We start from the raw sequence: 23,552 nt of genomic DNA, 5'->3' as shown, positions 1-23,552 counted from the left end.
GATACCTCGTATGACCGGACATCGCCGACACTTGGCCAGCGACGGAATCCTAAAGCTCCAGAAAGGAGGTGTTCCAGCCGCACCTTCCGGTACGGCTACCTTGTTACGACTTAGCCCCAGTCACCAGTTTTACCCTAGGCCGATCCTCGCGGTTACGGACTTCAGGTACCCCCGGCTCCCATGGCTTGACGGGCGGTGTGTACAAGGCCCGGGAACGTATTCACCGCGCCATGGCTGATGCGCGATTACTAGCGAATCCAGCTTCACGGAGTCGGGTTGCAGACTCCGATCCGAACTGAGACGTGGTTTGGGGATTCGCTCCCTGTCGCCAGGTGGCTTCCCTTTGTCCACGCCATTGTAACACGTGTGTCGCCCCGGATGTAAGGGCCGTGCTGATTTGACGTCATCCCCGCCTTCCTCGCAGCTTACGCTGGCAGTCCCACCAGAGTCCTCAGCTTTACCTGTTAGTAACTAGTGGCAAGGGTTGCGCTCGTTATGGCACTTAAGCCGACACCTCACGGCACGAGCTGACGACAACCATGCAGCACCTCGCAAACGGCTATTGCTAGAAAAGGTGTTTCCACCTCGGTCCGAATGCGTTCAAACCCGGGTAAGGTTCCTCGCGTATCATCGAATTAAACCACATGTTCCTCCGCTTGTGCGGGCCCCCGTCAATTCCTTTGAGTTTCACCGTTGCCGGCGTACTCCCCAGGTGGATCACTTAACGCTTTCGCTGTGCCGCTTACAGTGTATCGCAAACAGCTAGTGATCATCGTTTACTGCGTGGACTACCAGGGTATCTAATCCTGTTTGATCCCCACGCTTTCGTGCATCAGCGTCAGTAATGGCTTGGCAGGCTGCCTTCGCAATCGGGGTTCTGCGTGATATCTATGCATTTCACCGCTACACCACGCATTCCGCCTGCCTCAAACATACTCAAGCCCCCCAGTTTCAACGGCAATTCTATGGTTGAGCCACAGACTTTCACCGCTGACTTAAAAGGCCGCCTACGCACCCTTTAAACCCAATAAATCCGGATAACGCTCGGATCCTCCGTATTACCGCGGCTGCTGGCACGGAGTTAGCCGATCCTTATTCATAAGGTACATACAAAACGGGACACGTCCCGCACTTTATTCCCTTATAAAAGAGGTTTACGATCCATAGAACCTTCATCCCTCACGCGACTTGGCTGGTTCAGCCTCTCGGCCATTGACCAATATTCCTCACTGCTGCCTCCCGTAGGAGTTTGGTCCGTGTCTCAGTACCAATGTGGGGGACCTTCCTCTCAGAACCCCTATCCATCGTCGGTTTGGTGGGCCGTTACCCCGCCAACTGCCTAATGGAACGCATGCCTATCTATCAGCGATGAATCTTTAGCAAATATCCCCATGCGGGACCCCTGCTTCATGCGGTATTAGTCCGACTTTCGCCGGGTTATCCCCCTCTGATAGGTAAGTTGCATACGCGTTACTCACCCGTGCGCCGGTCGCCACCCGGTATTGCTACCTGTGCTGCCCCTCGACTTGCATGTGTTAAGCCTGTCGCTAGCGTTCATCCTGAGCCAGGATCAAACTCTTCGTTGTTTAAATTGTTTCTTAATATCCTCGCTCCGGAATCCGTTTATCGTAGTCCAAAGTCATACTTCTATTGACGGTATCGATCCGGAAAATTTCTTTTCCTAATACTTGTACTACTTGTTGAATTATGTAAATCTCTCAAAGAACCCTCTCGCTATCGTTTCTCGATTGCGGCTGCAAAGGTAAGGACTTTTTCTTAACCTCCAAATTTTTCGGTGAAAAATTTTCAAGTTTTTTTTCTCAAGCCGATCTCCGGGCGGTTGGAAATTATCGCTTGGCCTAGCCAACCTCATCCCCTACCCAAGGATACCTCCACGTTTCCATCATTTCTGAAGCGCCGTTCTCTCTCGAATGCGGGTGCAAAAATAATGCTATAAAACATACGGTCCAAATTTATCGGGCATTATTTTTCAAGTTTTTTACGGCAACGGATATCGGGTACATTATAATATAGCACACGCAAAAATACCGACTACTCACGTAAACGATATAGCCGGTACCCTTGCCATCATAGCGGCAATACTGTGCCACTACGATGGCACGGCCCTGCCACACGGATGGCACAGCGTTGCCACTGTGATGGCACGACCGTGCCAAAGGCGATAAATAAACTGGCACTGCAAACAATTGATAAACAAATATATGCTAGCATGAAAATTTCCCCAGAGGAGACATCTAAAAGACAGGAGACTTTATCTTTTATCTAGATATCTAAAGACAGAATAAAAATCTGCCGTTTTTTTTCATATATTTGAGGTCTCATCTAAATATAAACAAATAATGAAGCACTTGAGTTCCTCTATTTTATTGGGGCTTGGCTTGTTTTCCTTCTTCTCCTGTAAAGAAGCGACAGCGCCCGCCCCTATCCTGCCCGTTCCCACGCCGGCACAAGTTGAATGGCATAAGATGGAAACATATGCCTTTGTCCATTTCGGATTAAATACGTTCAATGATCTGGAATGGGGTTACGGAAACACTCCCGCCTCCACATTCAATCCAACGGATCTGGATTGCGATCAATGGGCGCAAACAATCAAAGCCGCCGGATTGAAAGGCGTAATCTTAACTACCAAGCATCATGACGGTTTCTGTCTATGGCCTACCGCCACAACCGAATATAGCGTAAAGAATTCTCCTTGGAAAGATGGCAAAGGGGATATGGTAAAAGAACTATCCGACGCTTGTAAGAAACACGGGCTGAAATTCGGTGTCTATCTCTCCCCTTGGGACAGAAACAGTGAGAATTACGGACAACCGGGATATGTAGAGAAATTCCATGCCCAATTACATGAATTAGTCTCCAACTATGGCCCGTTGTTCGAATACTGGTTTGATGGGGCAAACGGTGGCAATGGCTGGTATGGCGGCACGAATGAAACCCGTGCTATAGACGCCAAGACCTATTATCAATATGAGCGGGCATGCGACACGATCAAGGCGCACCACCCGGACATCATGGTTTTCGGAGGGACAGTACCCGATATCCGCTGGATCGGTAACGAGGAAGGTTGGGCCGGTGATACCCAATGGAGCATCTTCGCCCCGGAACCCTCCATGCCTACTTTCCAACAGAGTGTATGGGGAGATGAGAACGGACCGATGTGGCTAGGTGGAGAATGCGATGTATCTATCCGTCCGGGATGGTTCTATCACTCCCGGGAAGATCACCAAGTCAAGTCGCTGGCAAAATTAGTCGATCTTTATTACCGAAGCGTCGGGCATAACGCCAATTTCCTATTGAACTTCCCCGTAGCGTTGAACGGAAAAATAAGTCCGGTAGACTCCGCCCGTGCCGTACAATGGTATCAAACCATCCAAAATGACTTTAAGGAGAATCTTTTGAAAGGATGTTACGTACAAGCGAGCAATAAAAGAGGACGTAATTTTAGTCCCAATAAGGCAGTAGATGGGGATTGGGATACCTATTGGGCTACGGACGATGGCGTAACCAGTGGTTCATTGACTTTCACGTTAACCCATCCTACCGATGTAAACCGCTTGGTCATACAAGAATATATCCCATTAGGACAACGAGTACGCTCGTTCAATATCGAACTCGAGCAAGAGGGTAAATGGATTCCGGCACAGACCGTGGATTCTACGACAACTGTCGGCTATAAACGAATTGTCCGTTTCCAGACCGAGAAAGCGGAGAAGATACGCATCAACTTCACGGATGCCCGCGGACCGCTTTGTATCAATAACGTGGAGGCATACCTTGCCCCCGCCTTGGTGACCGAGCCAACGATTGCCCGTAATATCAATGACGAGGTAACCATACAGGCCGGGGATAAAGGCTCCGAGGTTCATTATACCACCGACGGCTCAGATCCGACCAAGGACTCACCGCTTTATCAGGCGCCATTCGCTTTCGCTCAAAAAGGAACTGTCAAGGCGATTGCCTATGATCCGACTTTCGATACAGTCAGTCCGGTTTCCGCGCAAACGTTCGATATTCCAGCTTGTGATTACACGATCGTATCACCGAAAGATGAGAAAACCAGCCTGATCCTAGACGGAAACGGCTACACGACCTACTATTTGCCACAAGGGAAACAAGAGTTAGTCGTACAATTAGCGAAAGAAATGCCTATATCCGGATTCCGCTACACCCCGAACCAAGGACGTGACGCAAGCGGTCATATCTCCAACTATCAATTATATATTAATGGAAAGAAGGTGGCCGAAGGCGAATTCTCCAATATCAAGGCTAACCCGATCGAGCAAGTCGTACATTTCCCAATAACGAAAGGTAACCAAATCCGTTTGGTCGCAACCCGTATCGTAGATAATAAAAAGCAAGCGGGTATCGGTGAATTCTCGGTAATTACGGAAAAATAAAGAATATCTAATAAAAGCAGAAGGGACCGCCTCGAAAACCTAATTTCCCGAGGCGGTCCCTTTTTATTTATTCATCGATCCTTTATTTATCCTTGAAGGTATCGGTTCATTTGTTTATACACGGCACGTATATCCAACGGCTTAGATATATGAGCATTCATACCGGCCTCCCTACTTTTCTGCACATCCTCAGCGAATGCGTTGGCTGTCATAGCGAAGATAGGAACCTTTTGAGCATCAGAACGCCCCAATGCCCGGATACATCGGGTAGCCTCATAACCATCCATATGCGGCATCTGCACATCCATCAATATCAAATCATAATATCCTTCGGCAGATTCCTTAAACTTCTTTACGGCCTGCACCCCGTCCTCAGCGCTCTCCACCGAAGCACCGGTAGCTCCGATCAATTCCTCCGCAATCTCCCGGTTAAGCTCGTTGTCCTCAACTAATAAGATCCGTTTACCTTTGAAATCATAATCAATCACATAACAATCCCTCGCAAGGTCACTTCGCCCATCAATATCGGAAAAACGAGTGGGCTTACCCGACTCCTTTATTTTGCCGAAAGGCAGATCAACCGTGAATGTACTGCCACTCCCCTGCACGCTTGTCACATGTATGCCACCTCCCATCAACTGAGTGAAACGCTTAACGATAGAAAGCCCTAATCCTGTGCCTCCATATTTATAAGTGACATCCACATTTTCCTGTTCGAACGATTCGAAGATCTTATCATAATTCTCCTCGGCTATACCACATCCCGTATCGATTACCTCGAAACGAAGGTAAACATTCTCTTGATCCTCACCTGTTTTAGATACCCGAAGTTTAATTATTCCCTTGGCCGGCGTAAATTTCAACGCATTCGATAACAGGTTAGAGAGAACTTGATTCAAGCGCAAGGAGTCTCCTATAATCTGTACTTCCAGATCACTAGCCAATACCGTCTCATAGCTGATCCCTTTACTCTTGGCCTGCTCGCCATACAGATTTTCAAAGTCCTGCAAGAATGCCCGGAAATTAAAGCACTCATGTCGAAGTTCCACTTTTCCGCTTTCTATCTTCGACATATCCAGCACGTCGTTAATGAGAGCGAGAAGATGCTTGGAAGACATGATTACTTTCTCAAGACAGTCCTTTATCTTATCGGTATTATCTATGTTTTGCATGGCGATAGTACTCATACCTACAATTCCGTTCATCGGCGTACGGATCTCATGACTCATCCGGGAAAGAAACTCGCTCTTCGCCAAGTTAGCCGCCTCAGCCCGTTTCAGGTTGCCCTGTATCACGGTCGCTTTCATCCGGGCCCCTATAGCCAGCAGTAATGCCGTAAATAGCACCGACAGGACAAACATCACGATAAACATGAATTGTAAGGGATTCGCATATATAAAGTCCGTAAGAGAAAATTCACTCACGCCGATAGATTCCAGATTCCGATTGCGTATAACAGTCCTCTCGGACTCAGAAAGATTATTGATCGCCTTGTTGAGTATGGTAAGCAAATCCGGATCGACCGGGATAGGCAACGCGAAACTTATCGTACTCTGATCATTGACCAACGTTACGGGAGCAAGATTCGTAAAATGATAGCGCAAGATATCCTGTTCCATCCTAGAGGACAAACCATAAATAAAATCAGCCTCACCATTATTGACAGCAAATAACGCCTCCTTAATACTCGGATAGAACCGTATCTTCTCCACCGATATACCACTCGGCAATCGTTGATTTTCCACTAAGGCTCCAACCAGACCCGGTGCGGGATAACTACATGCTTTATTGCGCACTATGATATTGTTAGCACTCACATAAGAGGCTGAAAGCGCAAGTCCTAGCTGGGCCGCATCGTTCTCATCTCCCAAGAAAAAACCTAAGATATCGGCATCCCCTTGCTGTATCAAACGGATCGCATCAGCATAATTTTTCGCATATACATACGAGAATCGTAGCCCTGTGAAACTTTTAATCTCATCCAGTACATCCGCCATGATACCCGTATGGTTCTTCAGCGGCGTTTCTTTACAATACAAAGGATACCAATTCTCAGGTACGGCTACCGTGATCGTTTTCCTCTCATTGACATACTCCAGATCCCGGTCGCTCAGTTGGATGTTTACGAGCCGGTCTGGGAAATTAACGGCATAACGTTCCGCCGCAAAATTAGGATTGGCATCCAATATCCGTTCCAAAGCCATATTCAAACCATCCAAGACTTCTTTATTACCCGGATTGGTCACGATATAATAAGGCTGAGAGTCATATGCCACGACTACACGGACAGAATCGCTAATATGGGCAACATTATTTAGTAACAAATCGATCTCACCTTTAGCCAGATAGGGATATAACCCGATTTTCCCCACCATATCTTCCTGTTTGTAATATCGGATATTACAATACAATCCGTTGATAGCCATAAACTCTTTGAGACGGCGAATGTTCTCCCTTGCATTCTCATACACACCGATGGTTTTACCATTCATACTCTCCAAATCATAACTATGGATAGAGCGATCATCAGATCGGGCAAGTAATAATGAACGGCTATATCCCATATTATAGTTCGGATAAGCATAATATTTCTCTAAAGCGGGTATATAATAGTTTCCACCCATCAACTCGTACTTACCCTCAACAAATTCATTCAACATAGCCGGTCCCTTCGTATCTATGTACTCGTATTCCCAACCGGTATATTTGGCGATCTCATTGAGATAGTCTACGAGCATACCATGATGAGTACCATCTTCGGCCGTCCAACTCATGCCATCTACCTGCGGAAAGGCAACCCTAAGTACACGTTTTTCACTTGTCCGCGCTAACACAGACAAATTAAACGCTAGCATTATAAATACTAACAAACCTATAGCTATACCATGACTCACATATCTCTGAAGTAAGTTCATTATAATGTATATCTTTTATTACCGGCTTTTCCGATGATAACAACCCCCATAACCCTCCGCAAAACAACTGTTTATTTTGGATGTACGCAAATATACTACTTTTTATATCACAGCGGATTATAAAATAATTGATTTTTAAGAGAAGATACTATAAAAACAGAAGGGACCGCCTCGAAGGTAAAACACCTCGAGGCAGTCCCTTTCCTAAATCCCAACAAACTTTTATCCCATCGAACTATTGATTACCTGTGTGGTTTTCTCAAAACTCTTCCTTAAGACCTCCTTTACATCCATGGTTTCCCAATATCCCTTATTAAAAAGCTCTACGGATAACCCACCCCGGAAACCGGAGTCGTATAGCAAAGGAAGTACTTTATTAAACGGGCAAATACCATCTCCCGGAAACACCCGATCCGAATCTCTCAACTCCGTACGAGGAGGCAACTCCGGATAATCGTTGATATGAAAAACCGGAAGGATCTTCCCATTTATCAAGCGTAAACTATCAAAACTATTTCCTCCTCTGTACAAATGGTAGAAATCCAATAAGACGGAAGCCCGCGAATGCCCGGAGGCGATCGCTATCGCCATGGTATCCGATAATTGATTCAGAACCCCGGCCCCCCATAGTTCCAATATCGGAGTGACACCCATCTCATCCCCTAAATCCAGTATCGCCCGATAGCGTTCGGAATACTCCGGCAACCGTGTACGATCCAATTGAGTAACTCCTTGAGCAGGAGCGGCGATAAATTTACCGCCCAATCCCGCTACCATCTCCATATCATGCCGCATTTGGTTTAGCCCTTCCTTCCGTTTCGAAGGATCATCGGCAAACCACGAGGCAAAACCGATCATATTCTCCAATAAAAGTCCGGAGCCTTCCAGCTGACGCCTGAGTGTCTCATAAGTTCCCCCTTGCTTTACGAACGCATCCACATCACGGGTCCATAACTCAATTCCCTCAAAACCAGCCTCGGCACATAAATCAATCTGTTTTTGAACAGGAAGTTTATAACCCGCTATCGTAGAGACATTGAGACAGACACGGAAAGGACGTTTCGAAGAGGATGCTTCGGGTGATGGCTCCTCTTTTTTCTTCGGAGCGCAAGAAGCCAAGCCTGCGAACGTACTGCCCAAAACCGCCAGACCGGTAGTCCGAAGCATATTACGTCTTGAAATCTTTTTCTCAAGCATAACACTCTCGTTTTAAATTAAACCTCCAAAGATTTACGGGCCTCCCGATCCGGATCATTCCGAGCCTCACACGTATTATTCAAGATCATCACCTCTCCATTTTCTTCTGTGTATTTCGGCCAAGCGGGTAACTCTCCTCCGTTCGGATCTCCTGTCCGCATGAAATTCAACAAAGCGCCAGACATCTTATCTGACAACGCACGAGGTACCTTACCTCCACCCGTATGAGTAAACATCCGATCCGTATTTTTAAACCAGAAACAGATATCCGAGCAATGGAACGCACGCATACGGTTATTAAACAAGGGCGGACACCAGCCAAACCAAGCTACATACACAGGCTGGCCTTGCTTTAATTTTGCGTTAGCCGCCTCAACCACTCGTTGACGGGAAGACAAAATCATCGCCCAAAGCTCCATCGGAGTCTTATCCGGGAAATTCTTGGCGAAAGCCTTCACGATCGATTCCGCTTTATCACCATATTGACTTCTCAGTTTCTCGATCACACCGTCTTGAGTGATTTTTTCCAAGGCCGCATCCGCCCTGTTCGGGTTCCATTCATGGAAAGTCGTACAGAATATCATCGGGACGACAGGAGACTCCAAATGGCTCTCACCGGAGTAGAATACACCGGCCGGAATATTCCGGTCATCAGCAACAGGGCCAAAAGTCCGTCTCATGCTAATCCCTTGATCTTCCCAGCACTTTTTACAAGCCCTATCCGCTATATCCAAATATTCCCGCCAAGGTATTCTTTGCAATTTATCCAGTTGGGAAGCGGTCAGCCCCGCTTCTCTCAAAATATATTCTCCCACCTTCCGGGTCATCACCTGATCGGAAGCTCCTACCGTAGATCCACTTAAAGCCACGGCTCTATGGATCAAACCTTTTGCCGCCGGCATAGCGGCTACTGTACAGACCTTAGAACCTCCTCCGGATTGTCCCATAACCGTTACGTTCCCGGGATCTCCACCGAAATTGGCGATATTATCATGAACCCATCGCAAGGCGGCAATAATATCTAACATCCCCACGTTTCCGGAATCCTTATACGCTTCTCCACCAACACCAGATAAGTCAGAGAAGCCAATCGGCCCCAACCGATGATTAATGGAACAGAATACGATATTTCCTTCCCGGCTTATATTCTCTCCATGATATCCATCCTGCTCGATCCCACTACCATTTGTAAAACCGCCGCCATGCAGCCACACCAATACGGGACGTTTCTTACCATCCGCAATGCCCGGTGTCCATACATTTAAATATAAGCAATCCTCACTCACATCCCAGTAGTTCCAATGATCGGCAAAAGTTCCGTAATTATTGGGCCACCGGTTCTCCATACGTTGCGGCGCCGTATTCCCATAAAAAACCGCAGGTCTCACATCTGTCCACGGCTCTGGCTTTTGGGGAGGCATAAAGCGATTTTTTCCCGACGTATCAGCCCCATAAGGAACCCCCAAGAACGTATATACATGATTCAGCAGATATCCCTGCACCTTCCCATACTCTGTCTGGGCAATGGCGATATCGTCACCGATAAATAAAAACTGTCCATCCTCTCCTTCCTTGACGTTTTGTTTAAGGGAGGAATCCCCGGACGGGGCACATGAGGAAGCCGTTACCAAGCTTCCCATGCTTAAAGAGGCTGTGCCCAGTCCTAGGTTTTTCACGAATTGTCGTCTATCCATATGCATAAAAACACAACTATTAATATCCCGGATTCTGTTTCCAAGATTGGTTTTTCGTAATCTGATCGTATGGTATCGGGAATAAATCACGCGAATTATTATTCAAGGCTTCCTTAAATGTCCAGCTACCTTTAGCGAACTTATCCCAACGAACCAAGTCTTGACGACGCCAACCTTCCCAAGCAAATTCACGGCCACGTTCATTGATCAACTCATCCAACGTTAATGTTTCCGGAGTATACACGGGCTGATTTGCCCTTTCACGTATTAACTGGAATGCAGGTTCCGCACACAAAGCTGATAAAGTAGCGGCATTACCACCTCTCAAAATAGCTTCAGCCTTCATATAATAGATATCAGCTAAACGATATAAAACAAAATCATTGTTCATATTACCAGTCATACCCAACTCATATTCATACTTCTGAATACGAGCACCTTCCCAACGATAAGCGGCATTAATAGAAGATACCTCAATAGTCAATTCCAATTGTTTTCCCGGATTATCACCATCCTCAACAGGCTCTCCCGTGACCTTATCATAAATCAAACCGTAAATAAAAGTCGCCTTTTTCCGGGTATCGTCATCTTTATATAAAGCAAGGAAGTCCGGAGTAGCGCAACCTCCATTCCAACCGCCCACATTTATACCCCACATCTGGCGAGACTTGGGATGTCCGGAGAATTTATGGAAATGAAACTCGTAGTCTCCATTTGAATTGATACCATTTTGCATCGGTACCACGAAAATATTTTCTTTACAAGACTCATTCGCCACTTTAAATGGAGCGGAGAAATCAGATACGACCTCATAATATCCAGAGTTAATCACTTTATCGCAATACTCTATCACTTTATTCATATCGTCCTTATCGTAAGAAGAGGCCCCTTTGAACACCTTTGCGTTCAAATATAGTTTTGCCAACATCGTATAAGCCATCGATTTCGTACATCTTCCATAATTCTCGGCAGACGGAGCGTCATCCAAATATTCCATATTATCTAAGATACAATCTACGACTTTCTGATAAAGCTCAGGACGGCTTGTCTGAGGAGAAGCCGTGATTTCACTCTCATATGTATCGATATAAGGAACATTCCCGAATAAATCCAGTAAGATAGAATAATAGAAACATCTCAAGATGACAGTCTCCGCACGATATTTATTATAGATATCGACATCCATCTCCTCTTTATATGTATCCAAGTCGTAAACCACACGGTTACATGTCGTTATTCCAGAAAATACGGAAATCCACACATTATTCAATGCATCCAGATTGTATTGCCATTGATGACGATGGAAATCCTGCCATACCCCTCCGTCATACCAGTCATTACCCGGCGCACGAGTCGGAACAACACATTCATCCGAGGAAACAGTCTGCAACCCCCATACTCCCCAGTGATTCTGATAAGCCTGCAATTCCGCATAGGCAGCACCTACCGCTTGCGGAATCAAAGAAGGATCCGCATAAAAGTCATTTGATACCATTTGTCCCGTCGTATCTTCATCCATATCCGTACAAGAAGGAGCGATAACCAAGAAACAAATCATTGATACTATATATATTAAACTATATTTTTTCATAACCTTCGATATTTAGAGTATCCATTAAAACGTAACATTCAAACCAAGAATAAAAGAACGGCTAGCCGGATAATAACGAGTCCTCTCAATACCCATATTATCTAATCCTACCATATCAACCTCCGGGTCGATACCCTTATAGCCTGTGATCGTAAACAAGTTCTGACCAGTCAAGTACAAACGTAAGTTTTGCATGAAACCTAATTTCTTCACCGGCACATTATAACCCAATGTGATATTGTCCAACTTCACAAAAGAACCATCCTCCAAATAATAACTAGAGGCTTGAGCCGCATCTTGCAACGGGATATCCATTACCGAAGCCAACATATTCTTCTCCTTTCCAGCCACATTCCGATTCTCCAATGCCATACGGCTTACATTATATACATCATTGCCTACGACAGCACGGAATGTAAACGATAAATCGAAGTCACGATATTTAAACTCGTTAGTCCATCCTGCTATAAAATCAGGTTGCGCATTACCTACGATCTCACGATCCTCATTATATGTAAAGTCACCACTACCATCGACATCCTTGAATTTCCATTTACCATCTTCCGTAAATCCCTCGAATACCGGCAAATAAAAATCACCGACCTTGCCACCCGGGACCAAACGAATCAATGGAGTCGAGTTCATACCTCCTAAATCACCATCCGACAAATAACCGGTCTCAATCCAGTCAGTCTGGAAAGTCTCATTACTTAATTTGTCCAATTTATTCGTGTTAAATGAAAAGTTAATAGAACTAGTCCATGAGAAGTTCTTATTCTGCACCGGGGTTCCGGAAACAGAGAATTCCAGACCTTTACTTGTAGCGTCGCCAACATTCGCCAACATAGAAGAATATTGATAAGGAGGAGTCGGAACCTTATATTTATACAACAAATCTGAAACCTTACGGGTATACAAATCAACGGTCACGTTCAAGCGGTTATTCAACGCTGCAAAATCAACACCTAGATTCCATTCGCCTTTCCGCTCCCATTTCAAATCCGGATTCTGGTTCTGTGTCGGCCCATAAGCATTGATCCATTGTTTAGAAGTATGATCATAAAAACGGCCTACCACTCCCATCATCGACAAAGACAAATAATTATCTGAAGGCATATTTCCTGTCACGCCATATCCCAAGCGCAATTTCAAATCGTTAATCCAGCTAGCGCTTTCCATAAAAGCCTCATTACCGATAGACCAACCGACACTTACCGCAGGGAAAGTTCCCCATTTATAATCCGCACCTAAACGAGTAGAACCCTCACGTCGTACAGACGCTGATAACAAGTAACGATTTCCCCAGTTATAATTTACACGGCCGAAGAACGAAACCAAATTATCTTGAGAAACCGAACCATCCATCATGCTTTGGCTAGGGTTATTAATCAAGTTACTACCCGCACCCAAATTATAGTAAGAATATACATCCGAATCAAAATTCGAGTTATTCATACCAAATGATTCCCGATAGTTATGCTCATAGGTATACCCACCTAATACCACCAAATGATGTTCTCCAAAAGATTTTACATAGTCGATCGTCGTCTCCAGTGTTTTATTAAAACGAGTATTAAAACTCCGAGATGCTGACCCGAAACTAGAAGTGTTAAATACCTCTCGTGAGGTATAAGTACCCTTATTTATATCAGAGTATTTCAATGAGCCAAAAGCTTGCGCACGAAGTCCTTCCAAAATGTTCCAAGTTACACGAGCAGACCCTTGGAAAAGTCCGCCTTTTGTACGACGGTCACGCTGCATAATATAAGCCACCGGATTTGAATATCCCTGAATATCCAGCGCATAATACCCTCCGGCATCTATCGTTCCCGTCTCGTCGTATACGGGTGCCGTAGGATTATAATAATACGCATGCTTAAAAGCGGAATAATCATCATAGCTGGAATTCTCACCTTCCCGGTCAAAACGACGATAAGTAGCGTCGTATGCTATTTGAATCTTTTTATCGAATAAATTCTGATTAGCGGAAAAACGAGCGATCATCTCATTGAACCCTGACTTAAGAGCGATACCTTGATTATTTCGATAAGATACAGAAGCCCGGTAATTAAAATCGGTCGTACCTCCTGTCAATGCCAAGTTATGCGAATGGGAGAACGGAGTTCGGGTAATCTCATCCATCCAATTCGTATCATATCCCCGGTCGTTTCCCCCATTTGCCAAAAACTGGTCACGATCCATGACTTCCAATTGATTGGCTATGGAAGAGATAGACATATATCCATTGTAGGTAACGCTCATCTTCCCGGCAGAACCTCGTTTTGTCGTAACCAAGATAACGCCATTCGTTCCACGGGTTCCATATATCGCCGCCGCTGAACCATCCTTCAATACATCGATACTTTCAATATCATCTTGTGGAATAGCGGATAAATCCCCTTGAGGAATACCATCAATGACGATCAACGGAGAAGTATTACCGGTTAAGGATGAAGTTCCACGTAATTGGAACTTATACTCTCCATTCGGGTCGCCGGCATTTGGTTTGGATATATTCAAACCTGCCACTTTACCTTGCAACATACCCATTGGGTCAGACTGTACGCCCTTAATCAAGTCTCCCTCCTTCAAGCCTGCAACAGAGCCGGTCAATTCTTTCTTTTTCTGAGAGCCATATCCCACGGCTACCACTTCTTGAAGTCCGATACTTTCTTCCTCCAAGCTCACATTTATCGTGTTCTTGCCATTTACCGGAATCTCCGCGGTCTTATATCCAATATAAGAAACGATCAATACGGCATTTGATGATACATTCGAGATCTGATACATACCGCTTATATCAGAAATCGTACCGTTAGTCGTTCCTTTCACCGCTACATTGGCGCCAATGATCGGTTCGCCTGTCATAGATTCCTTTACAACTCCTTTTACTGTAATCGTTTGCGCCATCATGGGAAAGAATAACGCCAAACTAACGATCAAAAACAGGGCCTTTCGAAGCCATACTTCCTTTTTTTGATTTTCCATAACTCATTCATTTAAAGTTGACATTGTTTTTACAAAAAACGACCGGAGATCTCAATGTGCTGTAATTCAATTCGTATGGTAATGGTTATATATAATAGAGTATTAAAATCCACCGGTCGTTGTTTTTAAGCATTCAATCGCATTAAACTTTCGGGAATTGCCACGGGCTTCTATAGCTCCGCTTCAAATACGCGTCCGCTTTCGGATTATCCACAAACTTACGAGCTTGCGGATCATACACAACACGAGTTCCCGTCAAATATGAGATATTAGCCATATGGGCTAGGATCGTCGCGAAAGCCCCTTTCTCGATCGGGCTGTTCGTCTCAATAGATTTATTTAATATACACTTACACCAATTCGTCGCATGGGCCTCAATACCACCATCCTCGAACTTCCCGACAAGCTGGGCACGGTCGGTTAGTAACTCACCCTCCCGATTCTTCTCTGGAATCAATTCATAACCTTCACGATTACATACTAAGGTAGCTTTACTTCCGACCCAAGCTACCCCTTGATCCCGATTATAGAGATGAGCGACTTGTTGGGCCCATTCTATATGGAAATTCTTATACTGAAAGATCGTTGTCTGGCAACTGGGAGTCTCATTAAAAGAGGTAGGATCTTTATAAGCCGTAGAGAATACCGCCTCCGGATATTCACGGTCACACAATCCTAACGCTTTCAATCCATCGAACGCAGAGTCTATCCAATGCACTCCCCAGTCGGTTTGCTGACCGCCTCCATAATCCCAAAAGCCACGCCATCCACGAAAACGGTAATTATTAAATGGACGCTCGGGAGCCGGGCCCAACCACATATTGTAATCTAATGTAGAAGGAACCGGAGAATCCGCTACGGCCGGACGTGGGTCCGTCGATTGGCAAAGCCATAGCTGAACTTTATAAACATCCCCCAACACACCGGATTTCAATATCTCATTAGCCGCCAAGAAATATCGTTGACTAGTCTGCCATAAGCCTGTTGTTACCACCCCTTTATATTTCTTTTGGAAATCCATCATCGAATGGCACTCCGGAATCGAATTACCAACCGGCTTTTCCACATAAATCGCCTTGCCCGCTTTTAAAGCCTCAGCGAAGATGTAAGGATGCCAATGATCCGGTGTTGCGATAATGACCCCGTCGATATCCTTATTTGCCAAGACTTCCCGGAAGTCACTATATGCCTTGATCGAAGTCGTTTGGTTCGGAAAGTCTTTTTTGAAACGTACGATCTGTTCATCAAGTCTCACTTTGTTCACGTCGCACATGCCCACACAATGTACCCACGGATTATCAGTCAAAGCCCCTTGCAAATCACGGCATCCCATACCGACACCTATTACAGCGATATTCACCCGCCCATTTATAGTCTCTTCCTTATGAGAGACGGTAGGAGCTGCCGATGCCAAAAGAGGTGAGATACCTAAGCCAGCGGCCAACATCGTCGAGTTCTTTAAAAAATTCCTACGTGTAGTCATAAATCATTATTTTAAGGTTATACAATTTATAAATTACGAATCCATATATTACGGAAAGCCACTTCCACTCCATGATCCTGTAAGCTTAATGGCAGACGGCCATGCGCTACATATTTAGGTAAACCGGTATATGGGGTCGTTCCTTTCAGTACATAATTATTCTGTACTACGATACCGTTCAATACCACGGTAATCATAGCGGGAGATTCCAATTCATCGTTTGTCCCGAAACGGGGAGCTTTCCAATAAATATCATAAACCTGCCACTCATTTGTCTTCGTGAAAGCATTTACCAACGGTGCACTTTGCTTATAAATACTGCCGACCCAGCCATTCACATACGTAGGATTATCCTCACAATCCAAAACCTGCACCTCATAACGGCTTTGTAACATAATGCCACTATTACCTTTCATCTGTAATGTATTATCCTTTCCCGGTGTAGGGGTCTTGAACTCGATATGTAACTGGCAATCTCCAAAATAATCTTTTGTCCGGATCGATCCGGTCCCGGAAGCCACAATCATCGCCCCATCCTTTACGGTCCATTTAGCGGGACCTCCATCTTTTCCCGCAGATTCCCACATAGAAAGATCTTTTCCATCAAACAGGATGATCGCATCGGAAGGAGCACCAGTTCCTACACCCGGCTTTACCTTAGGAGGAACCGGATAATACCATTCAGTACTCTCAGGTTTCCATCTTTCCGGTGGTCTTTGTTGTTGATTACTTTGTTGGGCGCTCATAAAAAACGCTCCACATAAAAGACTGATAAGAACAATCATTTTTTTCATGCTACATAGTATTAAATTAATGTTTCTATTTTCGCTCTATGAACAAGCTGCCGCAAATATATCACGCATACGAAAATTCCTCTTTTTCTATTTTATCAAAATCGTTTCCGATTGTCGCATAATACAAGTTCCAGCCTGTTTCCTCCGGTCATTGAGAAAATCGTATCAAGAATGAGACAATTTTACATGGCGAAGCAAGCCATACCCTTCCGTCATATTCCGTCTTCTCTCCCGGATTTCCTCCAAGGTTTGTAGATTCCCGATAGAAGGCATCTCATTTCGTCTAGCGTTATCCAAAAATTTCCACGCATACTCGGAAGCGATAGCGGAATCACGCATCAGCGGTAGGCGGGAATGAAAAACTCCGGTCCGTACGGAATCTGCGAACAAATCACATAGCGTACTTATATTTTTCCCCCCATAGGGCTTCTCGATCCGGTGTGTTTCATTAACACCTCTCAACTCCACGACCGCAGTCTTAAAATCATGACTCATCCGGGCGATTCCTTTCGTTCCTATTACATCTATGTAAGAGTTATGCGTTTGGTCTTTCGATAATTGTCCATACACATGCCCTTGTGTTATATCAAATACCACCCCGTTCTCAAATGTCCCGTGACATTGCAACCACCAAGGTTCGGGATAATCCCACATCCGGATCGCCTGCGCATGCCATGTCTTATACTCGCATCCGGCATACCACCGGGAAATGTCCACATAATGCATTCCGCAATCATGAAAAGACGGACCTTCATATTCATGACCTTCACCCGGAGCCAACCCCGGAGTCATATGGCAAATGCGAATGATCGCCAAATCTCCGATCTCTCCTCTCCGGATAAATTCTTTAATCGTATTATGGTACCAAGAATTACGCAAATACAAATTAACGGTCGAGAACAAACTTGAGTTTTCCACGCATTTCACGACCTCCCATTCATGCTCGATCGTATCTGCGACCGGTTTCTCTGAGATGACATGTTTGCCAAATGCCATTGCCTTCTTAATTTGCCTCAACCGGGAATCCGCCAATGTAAATAAACCGACCACTTGTACTTCCGGGTCCTCGAATACAACTTGCTCATCCGCTACGATTCGGGATGTCGGCGACTTTCTCCTTGCCAAATCTCGTGCCTCTGGGTCCGTATCGCAGATGTAAAGTACCTCCCATTGATCGCTCTTCCGCATCTCCTCCAAATAAAATCCACCCATGCGACCAAAACCTATTATACCTACTTTTACTTTTTGATTCATATTCTATCTTTTAAAGATTCACACTGTTTTTGCCAAAATTAAAGCCCCTTGAGTCAAACAGTATTACACTTTTCTCTCAAAATTATTACCTATCGTCTCAACAAACAGTCTTGCAAGGAACGGCTTTTAAAGCCAAAAACCGAAGTCTGGACATTGAAACAAAATGAAAAACAATGATACGATACTGCTATGGAAAGTCTAGGAAAAGGCTTTATATTGCGCATGAAATACAAGGGAGATCTATGAAAAAAAACTTGATGAATTATTTATACGTCCTATTATTTGTAGTAACCGCAATAGAGCTCAACGCCCGGTCATACTACTTTAAATCCTATGAGGTAGAAGATGGATTAAGCAATAATAACGTGACATGTTGTGTCCAAGATCATTATGGCTTTATGTGGTTTGGAACACGGGACGGGCTCAATCGATTTGACGGGAACAAATTCCATATCATAAAAAATCAAACCAAGCAGAGAGGGACTTTAATAAGTAGCTGGATTACCGACTTGGCGATAAGCCCTTCCGGTGAACTCTGGGTGGGTACTAATATGGGAGTACAAAAATACGATTACCAAACCGATACTTTTTCCTTGATAAAGTTCACGAAAGGAATCGGCTGTACCTATCTGGAATTTGATCACCAAGGGAATCTATGGATGCTGTTATCCGGCTTTTCTCTTATTAAATATAATGAGCAATCCGAGCTACACCAAAACTACCTGTATAAGGATAGTGATCCGATCACCTCTTTCTATATCACCCCCCAAGATCAGATCTGGGCCACCACGCTAAACGGCAATGTCGTCCTCTTAGACCCGACCGATAACAAATTCATCCCTCTAAATATCCATAACGGTAGCGACACCCTACATATAGATAATATGACGACTCTATGGGCATCCCCGTCCGATAATACATTACTGATAGGTACAAGCGATAACGGAGTCAAACAAGTCAATATACAAACAGGTGTTTGCCGAAATGTTCTTACCCAGCAAAAGAACAGCCCCCTCTATACCCGGGATATTTTCCAAGTGACAAACGACGAGGTATGGATCGCCACCTACAACGGTATCTATATCTACCAAATCCCCTCAAACAAGACCTTTCACATAGAACAAGACAAATGCGATCCATATTCACTATCCAATAACGCTATCAAACAGTTTTGCAAGGACCGGGAAGGTGGCTTATGGATCTGTACGGATAATGGGGGCATTAATTACCTTCCCCCTTATCTCAAATTCAAGAAAGACTACAATATACCCGGGCAAAAAACAATTAACGGTGATATTATCCATGATATTTGCCAAGACGCTAACCATAATATATGGATAGGAACCGAAGACGCTGGTCTCAATAAACTCGACATCCGTACGCAAACCTATAAGAACTTCCAAGATAAAGACGGTCTTTCCCAAAGCTGTATCCACGGGCTTACCGTGATTGGAGACTATCTATGGATCGGGACACACGCTAACGGGGTAGACGTGATGGATATCCGTACGGAGAAAATCATCAAGCATTATACGATCGCCCCGAATCCTTACGCCTCCCAAAACGATATCATCGTATATCTCTATAAAACCCGGAAAAATAACTTGCTCATAGCTACGGCATCCGGCATGTATCAATATAATCCGGAGAAAGATATTTTCGAGCCTCTCGATCAATTCCCCGGTAATTGCAGGATACAAACGATCTTCGAGGATCACGAAGGGGTTATATGGGCCGGAACATTCAATATCGGATTATATTATTTCGACCCAATCCGGCAAAAACACGGCGAATTTAAATTGGATTCCATAAACACGAACGCCAACCGGACGATCAATCACATCCATGAGGATACTAAAAACAATCTATGGTTCGCTACCGGAAACGGAGTGAAAATGTACGACCGGAATTTAAAGAGTACGACAAAATACACGACTCAAGACGGCCTACCCAGTAACGTCATTTACCGGATCGAGGAAGCCCCTAAAGGCCACATGTGGATCAGTACCACAAATGGCCTGGCCGTACTTAACCCTGTCAATCAAGAGATCAAGGTGTTCAAAAAAGAACATGGGCTCCTGTCCAATCAATTCAACTATAACTCTTCTTTAAAAGCTAAAGACGGCAAATTATATTTCGGGACCTTGAAAGGCTTGGTCCGGTTCCACCCCGATAATATCCAACAGTTCTCTATCCAACCGAAGATTTATATGACACAAATCAATTATTCGGACCCCGACCATAATCTATTGAGGCAAAAAGACATCACTTTTAAAAAAGGGATCACCTTAGAACATAATCAGTCCACATTCTACATCGACTACACATCATTAAGCTACCAAGCCCCCAACCTCACCCAATACGCCTATTGCATGGAAGGGTTAAGTTCCAAATGGTATCATGTGGTGGGCGAGAACCGGGTTTATTTCACGAAACTACCGCCCGGTAATTATACGTTCAAGGTGAAGGCGGCGAACCTGTCCGGTATTTGGAATGATGAGCCGGCGATGTTCCAGATTACGATCCTTCCCCCATGGTGGCTCTCTACCAAGGCGTTAATCCTATATGGGATTATCGCTATCGGATGCGTAGTGTTGCTGATCTTTATCATTTCCCGGCATAATAAGGCCAATATACAGCAGAAAATACAGGAGTTCGAGAATGAAAAGGAGAAGGAGCTTTATCAAGCTAAGATTGATTTCTTCATCAATATCGCTCATGAGATACGTACGCCCCTGACTTTAATTAAAAGTCCTCTGGAGAAAGTAACACGGGACATCAAGCTATCTCCCAGCGCAAAGAATTATCTGACAATTGTGGATAAAAACGCGAACCGGCTACTGGATCTGGTGAATCAACTACTGGATTTCAGGAAGACGGAAATCGAGGGATATAAACTAAACTTCATACATACGGACATCATCGCATTGATGCAAGAGACCTTTGAGCGTTTCCACGACACGGCGGAGCAGGAGGCATTGCAAATGATTATCGAGTGTAACGTGAAATCTTTCTACGCCTTTATCGATAAGGAGGCTTGCACGAAGATACTCAGCAACCTCCTATCGAACGCTATTAAATACGCAAGAAGCAAGATCATCGTCCGGTTCGAGGCGCAAGATGGCGAGCGATTCACGATCGATATCATGAACGATGGAAAGCCCATCTCGGAGGAGATAAAAGAAAAGATCTTCGAGCCTTTCTACCGGGATGACTCCTCTATCCATAAATCCGGGACCGGGCTCGGACTACCCTTGGCCCGTTCTTTAGCGGAGATGCACGAGGGATCGTTGACGTTGGAGAAATCTCCGGCCGGGCTTATCATCTTTAGATTACGTTTGCCGGTGAACCAACCGAACTCATTAAAACTAGAGGAAGAGAAAGCAGAGGTCCTGACCAACCCTGCCAGCGAGCGGAAATATGTCACCCAAGAATCCCGCCCGACGGTTCTCGTGGTGGAAGATAACACCGAAATGCTCCATTTCATCGGTCAAGAGATCAATGTCCATTACAATGTTGTCACCGCCGGTAATGGCGAGGAGGCGATTGCCCGTCTTCAGGAATATGGCATCCAATTAATCATCAGCGATATCATGATGCCTGTCATGGATGGTTTCACCTTATTGAAAAAGATAAAGACTAATCTGGAGTTCAGCCATATCCCGATCATCCTCCTGACGGCTAAGAACACCTTACAATCTCGCATGGAAGGGCTTGAGCTGGGGGCGGACGCTTACATCGACAAACCTTTCTCCATGGATCTATTGCTTACCCAAGTGACGAACCTGCTGAACAACCGGAGCAATATGCGTGCCTATTATTTCAACTCGCCGATTGCCAATATCAAATCCATGGCTTACACGAAGGCGGACGAGAAGTTCTTGAAGAAACTGAACGATATCATCGACAGCCATATAAACGACGTGAACCTAGACGTGGACATGATAGCGGACTTGATGAATCTAAGCCGTCCGACCCTTTACCGTAAAATCAACGGCCTGTCGAACGTAACGCCCAACGAGTTGATCAAGATCAGCCGGCTAAAGAAAGCCGCCGAGTTAATCCTTCAAGGCGATATGAGGATTTACGAGATCGCCGAGGCGGTTGGTTTCAACTCGCAATCCTATTTCAGCCGGGCCTTCTCCAAGCAATTCAACATGAGCCCCTCGCAATACGCAAAAGAAAATAATATCGAATTGAAATAGCCCGCTAGGAAGAATAGGTCTGGAACCAGCGGGTTACCTTCTCGCTATACGTCTTGGAGATCGGGATATCGGGTACTTTCTCGATCCCCAGCTCCAGATAAACGCCCTCCTTCTCCCTGCGGATCACCTTCACTTGGTCGAAATTTACCATGAAAGAACGATGGCAACGGAGTACATTCGTATCAGCGAGGCTCTCTTCGATCGCCTTCAAGGAGTTGCGAAGCATAAACTTCGTGAGCTGCCCCTTATTCAGATACCAGATACAAACGTAATTATCCGCCGATTCAAGATACAGCAGGTTACTTCGCTTCACGGAAAGGCGCAACTCGTTCTTCTCGTCATAGAAAGAGAAAACGCTTTGCCGAACCGCCGCTTCTGTCTGGTTCTCCTCCAACAATCGCAATTGCCGCTCTTTCTCTTTATAAGAGAAATACAGGTGCAGCACGGAATAAGGGAGCAATAAAACCAGACTGGTATTCACCGCCGAATCGTTAAAAACTTCCATATATTCTCGTTCCGGATTCAGTACCAACGTATAAATCGTATAGAAAAGCGACATGAAGAATATCTCCAGCACGATCCAGATCGCATAGGCCCGGACCGTGATAGCATGCCGCTTCCCCCAGTGGAACAGAATAATACGGCTCAAGACAACCACCAATACTCCCGTCAAGATAATCAAGCTGGAGAATACGAAGAACTTAAACTCCGAGACCTTGTACCAAGAGGTGGAGCTAAACGGCTTGTAGATGTTGATAAACACCAACGCAAACAAGGCCGTCCACAGAATCAGCCTCACGATATTCTGCTTACCGTATATGTAACTTGGTATTTTTTGATCCCACATTCCCATCTTTTTGCCTCTATTTTGGAACAAATGTAATCATTTTCCCAGACGAAATTCACCCCTCTATAAAAGATTTCACCCCTAAATAACACTTTATGTCCCCAACAAAGCCTGTTTAAACCATTTATTTTGAAGAGATGTTTTTCTATTGTTTGTTTGCAGT

At 44.9% G+C, this 23,552-nt stretch carries 11 protein-coding genes and 1 rRNA gene; 2 read left to right on the top strand and 10 right to left on the bottom strand.

Annotated elements, in window-relative coordinates:
* Positions 1 to 61: 61 nt before the first annotated feature.
* Positions 62 to 1,586 (bottom strand): 16S ribosomal RNA (locus CI959_RS08905).
* 774 nt (positions 1,587 to 2,360) lie between these two features.
* On the opposite strand from CI959_RS08905, the gene CI959_RS08895 reads away from it, so the two are divergent.
* Positions 2,361 to 4,421: an alpha-L-fucosidase gene (locus CI959_RS08895; protein WP_011966961.1), complete on the top strand. Its 2,061-nt coding sequence runs from the start codon at positions 2,361 to 2,363 to the stop codon at positions 4,419 to 4,421.
* Between the two features lie 86 nt (positions 4,422 to 4,507).
* Here CI959_RS08895 and CI959_RS08890 read toward each other — a convergent pair whose 3' ends face one another.
* From CI959_RS08890 to CI959_RS08855, 8 genes are all read right to left on the bottom strand, one after another.
* Complete coding sequence (locus CI959_RS08890) at positions 4,508 to 7,336, bottom strand: ATP-binding protein (protein WP_057317563.1); 2,829 nt, start codon at positions 7,334 to 7,336, stop codon at positions 4,508 to 4,510.
* A 222-nt stretch (positions 7,337 to 7,558) separates the two neighbouring features.
* Positions 7,559 to 8,533, bottom strand: coding sequence for a sugar phosphate isomerase/epimerase (locus CI959_RS08885; RefSeq protein ID WP_005860854.1), 975 nt, complete (start codon positions 8,531 to 8,533; stop codon positions 7,559 to 7,561).
* 17 nt (positions 8,534 to 8,550) lie between these two features.
* Positions 8,551 to 10,233, bottom strand: a complete 1,683-nt coding sequence (locus CI959_RS08880; protein ID WP_057317562.1) for a carboxylesterase/lipase family protein — start codon at positions 10,231 to 10,233, stop codon at positions 8,551 to 8,553.
* A gap of 13 nt (positions 10,234 to 10,246) precedes the next feature.
* A complete protein-coding gene (locus tag CI959_RS08875; RefSeq protein ID WP_005860849.1) occupies positions 10,247 to 11,818 on the bottom strand; it encodes a RagB/SusD family nutrient uptake outer membrane protein in 1,572 nt (523 codons plus the stop codon).
* A gap of 24 nt (positions 11,819 to 11,842) precedes the next feature.
* Positions 11,843 to 14,806: a TonB-dependent receptor gene (locus CI959_RS08870; RefSeq protein WP_048928748.1), complete on the bottom strand. Its 2,964-nt coding sequence runs from the start codon at positions 14,804 to 14,806 to the stop codon at positions 11,843 to 11,845.
* Positions 14,807 to 14,948: 142 nt separating this feature from the next.
* Positions 14,949 to 16,289, bottom strand: a complete 1,341-nt coding sequence (locus tag CI959_RS08865; RefSeq protein WP_057317560.1) for a Gfo/Idh/MocA family oxidoreductase — start codon at positions 16,287 to 16,289, stop codon at positions 14,949 to 14,951.
* 26 nt (positions 16,290 to 16,315) lie between these two features.
* Entirely contained in the window at positions 16,316 to 17,083 is a 768-nt protein-coding gene (locus tag CI959_RS08860; RefSeq protein ID WP_005860843.1) for a DUF1080 domain-containing protein, read from the bottom strand.
* Between the two features lie 165 nt (positions 17,084 to 17,248).
* The gene (locus CI959_RS08855) at positions 17,249 to 18,337 is read right to left on the bottom strand and encodes a Gfo/Idh/MocA family protein (RefSeq protein WP_008774382.1); all 1,089 of its coding nucleotides are present in this window, start codon (positions 18,335 to 18,337) and stop codon (positions 17,249 to 17,251) included.
* 242 nt (positions 18,338 to 18,579) lie between these two features.
* Here CI959_RS08855 and CI959_RS08850 point away from each other — a divergent pair, with 242 nt between their 5' ends.
* Positions 18,580 to 22,542: a hybrid sensor histidine kinase/response regulator transcription factor gene (locus tag CI959_RS08850; protein WP_230327260.1), complete on the top strand. Its 3,963-nt coding sequence runs from the start codon at positions 18,580 to 18,582 to the stop codon at positions 22,540 to 22,542.
* Positions 22,543 to 22,546: 4 nt separating this feature from the next.
* Here CI959_RS08850 and CI959_RS08845 read toward each other — a convergent pair whose 3' ends face one another.
* Positions 22,547 to 23,389: a LytTR family DNA-binding domain-containing protein gene (locus CI959_RS08845; protein ID WP_034532338.1), complete on the bottom strand. Its 843-nt coding sequence runs from the start codon at positions 23,387 to 23,389 to the stop codon at positions 22,547 to 22,549.
* Positions 23,390 to 23,552: the final 163 nt, after the last annotated feature.

It is taken from the genome of Parabacteroides sp. AT13 (genome assembly GCF_002272965.1).
GTDB lineage: Bacteria > Bacteroidota > Bacteroidia > Bacteroidales > Tannerellaceae > Parabacteroides > Parabacteroides distasonis.
Note: the sequence above shows the minus strand (reverse complement) of the source record. Positions and strands in the feature narration are given on the sequence as shown.

Bases quoted from the DNA above. Each gene is read 5' to 3' on its own strand.
- CI959_RS08895 (WP_011966961.1), top strand. From the start codon at position 2,361: ATGAAGCACTTGAGTTCCTCTATTTTATTGGGGCTTGGCTTGTTTTCC.
- CI959_RS08890 (WP_057317563.1), bottom strand. From the start codon at position 7,336: ATGAACTTACTTCAGAGATATGTGAGTCATGGTATAGCTATAGGTTTG.
- CI959_RS08885 (WP_005860854.1), bottom strand. From the start codon at position 8,533: ATGCTTGAGAAAAAGATTTCAAGACGTAATATGCTTCGGACTACCGGT.
- CI959_RS08880 (WP_057317562.1), bottom strand. From the start codon at position 10,233: ATGCATATGGATAGACGACAATTCGTGAAAAACCTAGGACTGGGCACA.
- CI959_RS08875 (WP_005860849.1), bottom strand. From the start codon at position 11,818: ATGAAAAAATATAGTTTAATATATATAGTATCAATGATTTGTTTCTTG.
- CI959_RS08870 (WP_048928748.1), bottom strand. From the start codon at position 14,806: ATGGAAAATCAAAAAAAGGAAGTATGGCTTCGAAAGGCCCTGTTTTTG.
- CI959_RS08865 (WP_057317560.1), bottom strand. From the start codon at position 16,289: ATGACTACACGTAGGAATTTTTTAAAGAACTCGACGATGTTGGCCGCT.
- CI959_RS08860 (WP_005860843.1), bottom strand. From the start codon at position 17,083: ATGAAAAAAATGATTGTTCTTATCAGTCTTTTATGTGGAGCGTTTTTT.
- CI959_RS08855 (WP_008774382.1), bottom strand. From the start codon at position 18,337: ATGAATCAAAAAGTAAAAGTAGGTATAATAGGTTTTGGTCGCATGGGT.
- CI959_RS08850 (WP_230327260.1), top strand. From the start codon at position 18,580: ATGAAAAAAAACTTGATGAATTATTTATACGTCCTATTATTTGTAGTA.
- CI959_RS08845 (WP_034532338.1), bottom strand. From the start codon at position 23,389: ATGTGGGATCAAAAAATACCAAGTTACATATACGGTAAGCAGAATATC.